At 65.9% G+C, this 10,211-nt stretch carries 10 protein-coding genes and 1 pseudogene; 2 read left to right on the top strand and 9 right to left on the bottom strand.

The features are described from left to right. The 3 genes and pseudogenes from VDP82_RS08270 to radA all read right to left on the bottom strand — a co-directional run. Nucleotides 1-166: pseudogene (locus tag VDP82_RS08270) on the bottom strand (amidophosphoribosyltransferase); the annotation flags it as partial. Nucleotides 167-271: 105 nt separating this feature from the next. Next, nucleotides 272-877, bottom strand: coding sequence for a CvpA family protein (locus tag VDP82_RS08265; RefSeq protein WP_323014374.1), 606 nt, complete (start codon nt 875-877; stop codon nt 272-274). 113 nt (nt 878-990) lie between these two features. Continuing rightward, nucleotides 991-2,391: a DNA repair protein RadA gene (gene radA, locus VDP82_RS08260; protein ID WP_323014373.1), complete on the bottom strand. Its 1,401-nt coding sequence runs from the start codon at nt 2,389-2,391 to the stop codon at nt 991-993. Nucleotides 2,392-2,792: 401 nt separating this feature from the next. Here radA and VDP82_RS08255 point away from each other — a divergent pair, with 401 nt between their 5' ends. Continuing rightward, nucleotides 2,793-3,392, top strand: a complete 600-nt coding sequence (locus VDP82_RS08255) for a DoxX family protein (RefSeq protein ID WP_323014372.1) — start codon at nt 2,793-2,795, stop codon at nt 3,390-3,392. Between the two features lie 32 nt (nt 3,393-3,424). Here VDP82_RS08255 and alr read toward each other — a convergent pair whose 3' ends face one another. The 6 genes from alr to VDP82_RS08225 all read right to left on the bottom strand — a co-directional run bounded on the left by alr (nt 3,425) and on the right by VDP82_RS08225 (nt 9,279). Continuing rightward, a complete protein-coding gene (alr, locus tag VDP82_RS08250; RefSeq protein ID WP_323014371.1) occupies nt 3,425-4,555 on the bottom strand; it encodes an alanine racemase in 1,131 nt (376 codons plus the stop codon). 2 nt (nt 4,556-4,557) lie between these two features. Next, nucleotides 4,558-6,045: a replicative DNA helicase gene (locus VDP82_RS08245; RefSeq protein WP_323014370.1), complete on the bottom strand. Its 1,488-nt coding sequence runs from the start codon at nt 6,043-6,045 to the stop codon at nt 4,558-4,560. A gap of 308 nt (nt 6,046-6,353) precedes the next feature. Beyond that, nucleotides 6,354-6,920, bottom strand: a complete 567-nt coding sequence (gene rplI / locus VDP82_RS08240) for a 50S ribosomal protein L9 (protein ID WP_323014369.1) — start codon at nt 6,918-6,920, stop codon at nt 6,354-6,356. A gap of 77 nt (nt 6,921-6,997) precedes the next feature. Continuing rightward, on the bottom strand, nt 6,998-7,252 hold the full coding sequence (gene rpsR / locus VDP82_RS08235) for a 30S ribosomal protein S18 (RefSeq protein WP_046169334.1): 255 nt from the start codon (nt 7,250-7,252) through the stop codon (nt 6,998-7,000). A gap of 19 nt (nt 7,253-7,271) precedes the next feature. Beyond that, nucleotides 7,272-7,673 (bottom strand): 30S ribosomal protein S6, encoded by a 402-nt coding sequence (rpsF, locus tag VDP82_RS08230; protein ID WP_323014368.1) that lies wholly within the window; start codon nt 7,671-7,673, stop codon nt 7,272-7,274. A gap of 148 nt (nt 7,674-7,821) precedes the next feature. Beyond that, the gene (locus tag VDP82_RS08225; RefSeq protein WP_323014367.1) at nt 7,822-9,279 is read right to left on the bottom strand and encodes a diguanylate cyclase; all 1,458 of its coding nucleotides are present in this window, start codon (nt 9,277-9,279) and stop codon (nt 7,822-7,824) included. Between the two features lie 190 nt (nt 9,280-9,469). Here VDP82_RS08225 and VDP82_RS08220 point away from each other — a divergent pair. Continuing rightward, a partial coding sequence (locus tag VDP82_RS08220; protein WP_323014366.1) for an ACP S-malonyltransferase occupies nt 9,470-10,211 on the top strand: 742 nt, incomplete at its 3' end.

Here is a 10,211-nt window from a genome sequence, read left to right as displayed (position 1 = left end):
AGCTGGCGATGCCCGCCGCTTCCTGCCCGCGATGCTGAAGGGCATGCAGGCCCAGCGCGGTGAGCGCCGCGGCGTCGCCATGACCCAAAATGCCAAACACGCCGCACTCTTCATGCAGCGTGTCGCCATCGATATCGAAGCTGTCGTCAGTGCTCGGATGGCTCACGGGGGATCTCCATGCCAATGCTTCCAGCGCCCGGGGGCGGTTCGGTGCGCCACCCCCGGCAATAGCCTATTTCGAGGGGCCGTGCCATGGCCCGCCGCTGTGGTTTCAGGTCTGCGCGCCGACCGGGACCGAACCGTCTTCGGTGGAATCGGTGCCTTCGTCGGGCAGGGTCTCGGGCGCCTCGCTGCCCTCGGTGAGGCCGGAGCCGCCCTTGAGCATCTTGGTCACCTGCTGCTCCAGCCCGTCGGGCAGCATCCCGATCAACTGATTGCCCATGTTTTGCAGCGGCGGCAGCGTCTGGGCGTTGGCGGCCCAACTCGGCAGATTGTTGGGCAAAAGCCAGACGCCGAAAATGGTGATGACGATGGCGATGAGAATGCCGCGCAGCACGCCGAAGACGAAGCCCAGCGTGCGGTCGATCGGCCCGATGCGGCTATCGACGACGAAATCGGCGATGCGCATGGTGAGCAGGTGCAAAACGATCAGCGAGAGAATGAAGCTGACCACCACGGTGGCGATGTCGGCCACAATGGGCTCGGCCACATATTGGCGGGCGATCTCGGGGTGATACTGCCACATATAGATGGCGATGGCCGCCGAACCGGCCCAGGTGGCCAGCGAGAGCACTTCGCGCGTCAGCCCGCGCGCCGTGGCCAGGATCGCTGAAATCAGCACCAGAACACCCACACCCACGTCGAATGCTGTCAGCATAAGTTCGCTTCGCTCCATTGGCCGCCCCGGCCGCGTGGGCTTCGTTTATCCGCTTTGAGCCGCCCTGCCAAGGGCGCAGCCGCCTTCCAAGCCGCCGAATCGCATCGGCATGGCTACCATTCCTCGCGCTGGGGCGCCGGCATGGCGCCATTGGCGGCGATGCGCCCCACCAGTTCGGAAAGGGTGGAAAATTCGGAAAGCTCCAGCCCGCAATTGCGGTCGGCGGCGCTGAGCCGGCCGGTAGAAACGGCGCGGAAGCCCAGTTTCTGCGCCTCGCGCAGCCGCAGCGCGCCATGAACGACCGGCCGAATGCCCCCGGCCAGCGAAATCTCGCCGAAATAGACGGAATCGGAGGGCAGGGGCGAATTGGTGAGCGAGGAAATCAGCGCCGCCGCCACCGCGATATCGGCGGCGGGCTCGTTGATCTTTAGGCCCCCGGCGACATTCAAATAGATGTCATTGGCCCCGATGCGCACCCCGCACCGGGTTTCGAGCACGGCCAGGACCATGGAGAGGCGCTGAGAATCCCAGCCCACCACGGCGCGGCGCGGCGTGCCCAGCGGCGAGGGCGCCACCAGCGCCTGGATTTCGATGAGCAGAGGCCGCGTGCCCTCCATGCCGGCGAAGACCGCCGAGCCGGCGGCCCCTTCGTCGCGCTGGTCGAGGAACAGGGCCGAAGGATTGGCCACCTGTTCGAGCCCGCGCTCGGTCATGGCGAAAACGCCGATCTCGTCGGTGGCGCCATAGCGGTTCTTGACGCCGCGCAGGATGCGGAAGGTGTGGCTGCTGTCGCCCTCGAAATAGAGCACGGCATCGACCATGTGCTCGACGACGCGGGGCCCGGCGATCTGCCCGTCCTTGGTGACGTGGCCGACCAGAACCACCGCCGCGCCGCTCTTCTTGGCAAAGCGGGTGAGGGCCTGTGCCGAGGTGCGCACCTGCGTCACGGTGCCCGGCGCGCTGTCGACGCGGTCGGTCCACAGCGTCTGGATGGAATCGATGATGACGAGATCCGGCGCCGGGCCGTTTTCGAGCGTGGCGAGGATGATTTCCACATTCGTCTCGGCGGCGAGCAACACCCCGGCTTCGCCCAGGCCCAGCCGCTGGGCGCGCAGGCGCACCTGCGCCACCGCCTCCTCGCCCGATACATAGACGACGCGCCTGCCCCGATTGGCCAGCGCCGCCGCCGATTGCAGAAGCAGGGTGGACTTGCCGATGCCCGGATCGCCGCCAACCAGCAGGGCCGAGCCCATGACGAAGCCGCCGCCGGTGACGCGATCAAGCTCGGCAATGCCGGTGACGACGCGGGCGGCGCTCTCGGTTTCCCCCGAAAGGGGGACCAGATTGGCCGGGCGGCCATTGGATTTGGCCGCCTTGGGGCCGGCGCCGACGCCGCTATCGGTGATTTCCTCGACGATGGAATTCCATTCCCCGCAGGCATCGCACCGTCCCTGCCAGCGGGTGGTGACGGCGCCACAGGACTGGCAGACGAAGGAGGAGCGGGATTTGGCCAAGATAGGGTCCGGATTTGAATAAGGCGCACCCTAGCAGCGGGGCGGGGTGGCTGCAAGAACGAAACAGGAACTCGGGGGCGATTTTGCGCCATTAGAGCGTAGCTCTCATGGCCCTCTCTCCTCAAATCGCCCCAATGAGGCGATTTGCCCTGCGGGACGGCTCGAAGCCCCTCACCCTGCTTTTCTGCTGGACGCAGAAAAGCTGTCCCTCTCCCGCAAGGGGAGAGGGAGGGGCGGTGGGTGGGGAGGGATAGTGCCCCAGGCACGGAGCCGCCCTTCTCCCCTTGCGGGAGAAGGTGCCCCGAAGGGGCGGATGAGGGGGCTGCGCGGAACTTGATTTCGCTCAACGTCACCCGGGCTGGGGCGGCGTAATTTGGCGGCATGATCCAGGGAGGTCGATCATGTCAACTCAGATAGACACTGCGAATGGCGTCTCGCAAAATTCGGCGCGGAGCCGTCTCGTCCTGCCGTTCCTCGGCAATTTCTACGAGGGCTTCGCCAAGCCCTTCGCCTGGGTGGCCCTGCGCGTGGCCGTGGGCCTGGTGCTGGCCTATGAGGGCTGGCACAAGATGGGCAATCCCATGGCCATGTCGGGTTTCGTGGAAAGCCTCAATTTCTACCCCGGCTGGTTCTGGTCCCCGCTGCTCGGCATCGTCAATCTGGTCGGGGGCGTGCTCATCGCCATCGGCTTCCTGACGCGGCCGGCGGCGCTGGCCAATACGGTGATGCTGGCGGTGACGCTGTGGTATCACTGGGTCAACCCCTATGGTCCGACATTCCTGACGCCAGAGGGGATCGCGCTGCTCAATTCGCCCGAGGCGGCGCAATATTTCACCAGTGACGGGCTGCGGCGGCTGGCCGATGGCGGGATGGGCTTCCTGGCCCAGGTGCAGGGCAAGGCGATCAACGCCTCGCTGTTCTGGACCGGCGCCGTGGGCATCTATGCCGCCTTTGGCGGGGGCGTCTGGTCGGTGGACAGCCGGATGAAGAAAGAACTGTAAGCGTAACCGATCTGCAACCGATCTGCCGGGGATCACCCCTCCGGCAGATTGCCGTCGCCGATATAGTTGCGGCTGTAGCGGCCCTTGAGGGAGGTCAGCAGTTCATAGCCGATGGTGCCGGCGGCATCGGCCTGATCGTCCACCGCGATATTGGGGCCGAAAACCTCGGCGCCTTCGCCGGGAAGGGGCAGGTTGGAGCCCAGTTCGGTGACGTCGACCACCGTCTGGTCCATCGATATCCGGCCCAGCACCGGGCAGAGCACGCCGCGAATGAACACCTTGCCGCCGGGGCGCATATTGGAGCCCGAAAGCGAGCGGAAAAAGCCGTCGGCATAGCCATGGCTGAGAATGGCCAGCCTGCTGTTGCGCGACAGCGAATGGCCGGCGCCATAACCCACTGTCTCCCCGGTACGCGCCTCGGTGATTTGCAGGATGGGCACGTGCAGGGTGACCACCGGCGCCATGGGGTTCTTGCGGCCGCTGACGGCGCGGCCGCCGTAAAGCGCGATGCCGGGGCGCACCATCTGGAAGTGATAATCGCGCCCGGTCATCAGCCCCGCCGAATTGGCCAGCGACGCCGGAACGCCGGGGAATTGGGTCAGAAGCGAGCTGAACAGCGCCAGTTGCGTGCGGTTCTTCTCATGGCTGGGCATGTCGGCGCAGGCCAAATGGCTCATGACCATCTGTGGGGCATAGCCCAGGCTGGCCAGCCGCTCGCGCACCAGCCCCGCCTCGTTGAGGCGGAAGCCGAGGCGGTTGATGCCGGTGTCGAAATGCAGCGCCGCCGGATAGGCCTCATTGCGTTCGAGGCACTTGCCCAGCCATTCCTCGAGCATGGCCATGGAGGCGATGACCGGCATGAGATTTTGCCGGATATAGAGATTGGCCGCGCCCGGATAGAGCCCGTTGAGCACGAAGATATGGGCGTCGGGCACCGAAGCGCGCACCGCCAGGCCCTCGTCGGGCGTGGCCACGAAAAAGAAGCGCGCCCCGGCGGCGTGCAGCGCCCGCGCCGACATCGCAATGCCGGTGCCATAGGCATCGGCCTTGACCACCGCTCCCGTCAGCGCCCCGGCGCTGACCTTGTCCAGGGCCCGCCAGTTGCGCGCCAGCGCGCCCAGATCGATATTGAGCTGGCCCCCAAGGCCCGAAGTCAACGCCATGCCTATTCCATACGTTCGGGCAGGTAATCGGCTCGTGCAAGATTGCCGAAGCGCGTGAACTGCGCCTCGAAGCTTAGCTGAACCGTGCCCGTGGGACCATGGCGTTGCTTGGCGATGATGACTTCGGCCTTGCCGTGCACCTTTTCCATCTCCCCCTGCCAGGCCATGTGTTCGGGCGTCCCTTCCTTGGGCTCCTTGTTCTTGAGATAATACTCTTCCCGGTAAACAAATAGCACAACGTCGGCGTCCTGCTCGATGGAGCCCGATTCACGCAGGTCGGCGAGCTGGGGATGCTTGTCGTCGCGCGCCTCGACCTGACGGGAAAGCTGGGACAGCGCGATGATCGGCACCTCCAACTCCTTGGCTAGAGCCTTGAGCGTGGTGGTGATCTCGGTGAGCTCCTGCACGCGGTTCTGGCTGGCGGCCTTGGAGGAGCCGCTGAGCAGTTGCAGATAGTCGATGATGAGGCAGTCGAGCCCCTTCTGGCGCTTGAGGCGGCGGGCCCGCGCGGCGAGTTGGGCGACGCTGATGCCGCCGGTGTCGTCGATATAGAGCGGCAGCTTGCTCATCATGTTGGAGACATCGACCAGCTTGGAGAACTGGTTGTCGTGGATGCGGCCGCGGCGGATGTCGGAGGAGGAGATTTCGGCCTGCTCGGCCAGGATACGGGTGGCGAGCTGCTCGGAACTCATTTCCAAGCTGAAAAAGCCGACCACGCCGCCATTGACGGTCTTCTGGTGACCATCGGGGGTGATCTCGCCGCGCCAGGCCTTGGCGATGTTGAAGGCGATATTGGTGACCAGCGAGGTCTTGCCCATGGCCGGACGCCCGGCCAGGATGATGAGGTCGCTTCGCTGCAAGCCGCCCATCTGGCGGTCGAGATCATCCAGGCCCGTGGCGGTGCCCGAAAGCCCGCCATCGCGCTGGAAGGCTTCGCCCGCCATCTGGATGGAGGCATTGAGGGCGGTGCCGAAATTGAGGAAGCCGCCATCGTAGCGGCCCTTTTCGGCCAGCTGGAACAGTTCGCCCTCGACCTTTTCGATCTGCTTGTCCGGCGTCATCTCGACATCGGACTCATAGGCCACCTGCACCATCTCCTCGCCGACCAGGATCAGATTGCGGCGGATGGCGAGATCGTAGATGGCCTGGCCGTAATCGGCGGCGTTGAGCACGGTGGTGGCTTCCGCCGCCAGCCGCGCCAGATATTGCGCCATGGTGACGTCGGGCAGCAGCTGGTCGGGCAGGTGGGTCTTGATGGTGGTGGGGTCGGCCGACTTGCCGGCGCGGATTATCTTGCCCGCCAGCTCGTAGATGTCGCGATGGATGGGCTCATAGAAATGGGTCGGCTCGAGAAAGTCCGAAACCCGGTAGAAGGCGTCGTTGTTGATCAGAATGGCGCCCAGCAGCGCCTGCTCGGCTTCCACATTGTGCGGAGCGAGGCGGAACGACTTGTCTTCTGCCGGAGGGTGGAGGAGCGCTATCTCTGCCATGACTGTCTCGATGCGGTGTTAACCTTTCTTAACCACGCGACTCGGGTGGAGTCTCCGGGGTAGGCATACAAGGTTAACGCAATGCCAACCCGGGGTGTGAACTCCGGGGAGAACGGGGATTGTTCCCCCAGCCCATTGCATAGCACTGCGGCACGAGAATGGCCGCGAGTCGGGGGCAGGGATACGGATCGTCACCCCGCCTTCGCCCCGGCGCGGGGGGCGGGATGACATCGGGGCTGGGGAGAGCTTGTGGAACAAAAAGGCCGGGCGCTGGGCCCGGCCTTTTCGATGAGCGATGTGCGAGGGAACTATTCCTCGAAGCGGTCGTCCTGGAGCGCGTCCTTCTGGCCGGCGGCGAAGTCGCTGTTTTCCTCGACTTCCAGGGTATGGACCGAGACGTCCTCGCCAGCGGCCTGACGGGTGGCCTCGTCCTCGGAGCGGGCGACGTTGACGGTGATGGTCACGGCGACTTCCGGATGCAGGGCGAGCGAGACGGTGTGCACGCCGACCGTCTTGATCGGATCGGCGAGGTCGACCTGACCGCGCTGGATAGTGAAGCCGTCGCCGGCCAGGCCTTCCACGATATCGCGGGCGGCGACCGAGCCGTAGAGCTGGCCGGTTTCGCCGGCCTGACGAATCATCGTCAGGGTGTGGCCGTTCAGACCCTCGGCAATGCCGGCAGCGGCGTTGCGGCGCTCTTCATTGCGCTTTTCGATATGGGCGCGCTCGGCCTCGAACTTCTTGCGGTTGGCCTCGTTGGCGCGCAGCGCCTTGCCCTGGGGCAGCAGGAAGTTGCGGGCAAAACCGTCCTTGACCACGACTTCGTCGCCAATGGAGCCGGTGCGGCCGATGCGTTCGAGCAGAATGACTTTCATCTGGGTATTCCTTGTGGCTGTCCCGTCTCATGGACGGTTAGGAGCCGCGGACCATCCGCGACCCCAACGGGCCGTTCTTACTGAACGGCGTAGGGCATGATGCCGATGAAGCGGGCGCGCTTGATGGCCTGGGCCAGCTCGCGCTGCTTCTTGGCCGAAACGGCGGTGATGCGGCTCGGCACGATCTTGCCGCGCTCGGACACGTAGCGGCTCAGCAGGCGCACGTCCTTGTAGTCGATCTTCGGCGCGCCCTCGCCCGAGAACGGGCAGGTCTTGCGGCGGCGCTGGAACGGACGGCGGGCCTGGGCGGTGGTGAGGTCTTTGATTGCCATAGCTGTTCAGTCCTTCAAATTAGAAACGGCGCGGGCGGCGTTCGCCGCTGAAGCCACCGCGGTCGCCACGGCGATCGCCGCCATCGCGGTCGTCACGGTCGCGCTTCTGCATCATGGCCGAGGGGCCTTCTTCCAGCTCGTCGACACGCACGGTCATGAAGCGCAGCACGTCTTCATTGATGCGCATCTGGCGCTCCATCTCGGCAACGGCGGGGGCCGGAGCGTCGATGTTCATCAGCGTATAGTGAGCCTTGCGGTTCTTGCGGATGCGGTAGGAGAGGCTCTTGAGGCCCCAATATTCGTTCTTGGTGACCTTGCCGCCGCCCTGGGCGAGGATTTCGGTCAGCGCAGCGGTGAGGTCTTCGACCTGCTGCTGGGAAACGTCCTGGCGCGCCAGGAAGATATGCTCGTAAAGGGCCATGTATGCGCCTTCCTTCTTTTCTACAAAGGGCAATGTCTGGCGCGGAGCCTCCTTGAAGCCGGAAAGGCGTCAAAGCAGTCTTGCAAAGAGCGGGAACACGGGAGGCCGGACCTGAAATGTCCTGTTCGGCAAGAACCGAACCCTCCGTTCAGCCCCCGGCCAAACGAATTGCTGGCGGCGCTATAGGGCAATCCGCGTCCAATGGCAAGGGATCCTGCGCGCTGGCGATGCGGTCGCGCCCTGCGCGCTTGGCGGTGTAGAGGGCGCTGTCGCTGGCGGTGAGCAGGCTGCTCGCATCCTCGCCCGGCCGCCATTCGGCAATCCCGATGCTGACGGTGATGCCCACGCTGCTGCCCCCGGAAACGGGCACCCTGATTTTGCGCACGGCCGCCAGCAGGCTTTCGGCCGTCGCCAGGCCGGGGGCGGCGAGGGGGCCTTCCACCAATAGGGCGAATTCCTCCCCGCCCAGCCTTCCGCTGACCAGGCCGGTGCGGCGTAGCGCCTCGGCCAGGGCGATCAGAACGCGGTCGCCCACCGGATGGCCGTGCTCGTCATTGATGCGCTTGAAATGGTCGATATCGAGCATGAGCAGGCTGAACGGCCCGGCAGGCCGCATACCGATGCGGGCGGCGAGGGCGTCCATGAAGGCGCGGCGATTGCACAATTCGGTCAGCGCGTCATGGGTGGCCAGGTGCCGCAGCTCCAGATTGGTCCGGCGCCAGACGTCGTTGATGACCGACACGGCGAAGGCGCCCACGCACACCATCATCACGCCCAGCCGGAAGGAGGCGGCGTCGGTGGCCGAGAGCATGTCGATATTGAGCCTTATATAGCCCAGCGGCCCGGCGATGAGAATCCAGGTGCAGGTGAGCATGGCCAGGATGGCGCTGGCGAAGGGCCGGAAGCACACCGCGCACCAGAGCATGCAGGGCACCACATAGGCGGGGGCGCCGGGGCCGCCGAACCAGTGCATGCAGTAAGTGGAGAAAACCAGTAGCGCCAGGGCCACCACCTGCACCCGCGCCACGGCCGGATTGCGCGAGGCGAAGCGGAACTTGTCGGGATCGGGCGACAGCGTGGCCAGCGCCACCGGCAGGAAGATGGCGTAATTGACCAGCTCGGCGGAGAACCACAGGCCATAGCTCGCCAGCCAGTCCATATCGAAGAGGAAATGGCCGGCAACGGCGCCGCCGGCCGCCGCGCCCGAGGCGGCGGCGGTCATCACCAGCACGACATTGATGGTGTCGAGGGGACGCGTCAGGGTGAAGCGCTCGGGGCCGATGGCGCGAAAGGCCATGAGCCCCATGCCGACCCCGACCAGATTGACGCCATTGAGCGCCAGCGCCTTGGTGAGCGAACTGCCCGAGAGCAGATCGGCCAGCACATAGCCGAGCCCTGCCAGCAGCCAGGTGAGCGGGCGGTTGGCTCCCTGGCGGATGAGCAGGATGCCGAGCAGGAAGGCATTGGCCGGCCAGATGCTGGCCAGCGAGAAGATCAGCCGCGTCTGGATGCCAAGGATGCACAGCCCCATCACCAGAACGCCGATGACCGCGGATTCCGCAATCGGCTGGTCGGGGATCGGGTCCCAGGCGCGGGAGGGTGACATCCGCTGATACACTCGGGCAGCTCCGTGAATAGTGGAAACAATTCTAGGGGCCGCCCGTTAACAAAGTGCCGGATTTTCGGCAAAATCCGGGCGATGCCTTGACTCCGCCCCCTACACCCGGCAAACGCGCGGCAAACTGGACAGGGCGCCCGGCGCCTGTCTAACTGAGCGGCAAACAGAGGGCCAGAAAATGACCAGACGCGCATTCACCTTTCCCGGCCAGGGCAGCCAGGCCGTGGGCATGGGCAAGGAGCTGGCCGACGCCTTTCCCGAGGCGCGGGCGGTGTTTGCCGAAGTGGACGAGGCGCTGGGGCAAAATCTGTCCGCCACCATGTTCGAGGGCCCCGAGGACGTGCTGCGCCTCACCGAGAATGCCCAGCCGGCCCTGATGGCGGCGAGCATGGCGGTGGTTCGGGCGCTCGAAGCCCGGGGCGTGCGCCTGGCCGACAGCGTCGCCTATGTCGCCGGCCATTCGCTGGGCGAATATTCGGCGCTCTGCGCCGCCGGCACCTTCTCGCTGGCCGATACGGCGCGCCTGCTCAAGACGCGCGGGCAGGCCATGCAGAAGGCCGTGCCCGTCGGCCATGGCGCCATGGCGGCGCTTTTGGGGCTGGACCTGGAGACGGCCCGCGCCGTCGCCGCCGAAGCCGGGCAGGGCGAGGTCTGCGACGTCGCCAATGACAACGCGCCGGGGCAGGTGGTGGTGTCGGGCGCCACCGGCGCGGTGGAGCGCGCGGTGGAGATCGCCAAGGGCAAGGGCGCCAAGCGCGCGCTGCTGCTGCCGGTGAGCGCGCCGTTCCACTGTTCGCTGATGCAGCCGGCCGCCGAGGCCATGCAGGCGGCGCTGGCCGAAGTGGCCATGCAGGCCCCCGCCGTGCCGCTGGTGGCCAATGTGCTGGCCGCCCCCATTTCCGACCCCGCCGAAATCCGCC

Origin of the sequence: Devosia sp. (genome assembly GCF_034675085.1) — a bacterium.
GTDB lineage: Bacteria > Pseudomonadota > Alphaproteobacteria > Rhizobiales > Devosiaceae > Devosia.
This window is presented reverse-complemented; position numbering and strand designations above follow the sequence as displayed.

Excerpts from the sequence above, each read along its gene's own strand:
- alr (WP_323014371.1), bottom strand. The coding sequence starts at position 4,555 with ATGGCGTTGACTTCGGGCCTTGGGGGCCAGCTCAATATCGATCTGGGC.
- VDP82_RS08265 (WP_323014374.1), bottom strand. The coding sequence starts at position 877 with ATGCTGACAGCATTCGACGTGGGTGTGGGTGTTCTGGTGCTGATTTCA.
- VDP82_RS08255 (WP_323014372.1), top strand. The coding sequence starts at position 2,793 with ATGTCAACTCAGATAGACACTGCGAATGGCGTCTCGCAAAATTCGGCG.
- VDP82_RS08245 (WP_323014370.1), bottom strand. The coding sequence starts at position 6,045 with ATGGCAGAGATAGCGCTCCTCCACCCTCCGGCAGAAGACAAGTCGTTC.
- VDP82_RS08225 (WP_323014367.1), bottom strand. The coding sequence starts at position 9,279 with ATGTCACCCTCCCGCGCCTGGGACCCGATCCCCGACCAGCCGATTGCG.
- rpsF (WP_323014368.1), bottom strand. The coding sequence starts at position 7,673 with ATGGCCCTTTACGAGCATATCTTCCTGGCGCGCCAGGACGTTTCCCAG.
- rpsR (WP_046169334.1), bottom strand. The coding sequence starts at position 7,252 with ATGGCAATCAAAGACCTCACCACCGCCCAGGCCCGCCGTCCGTTCCAG.
- rplI (WP_323014369.1), bottom strand. The coding sequence starts at position 6,920 with ATGAAAGTCATTCTGCTCGAACGCATCGGCCGCACCGGCTCCATTGGC.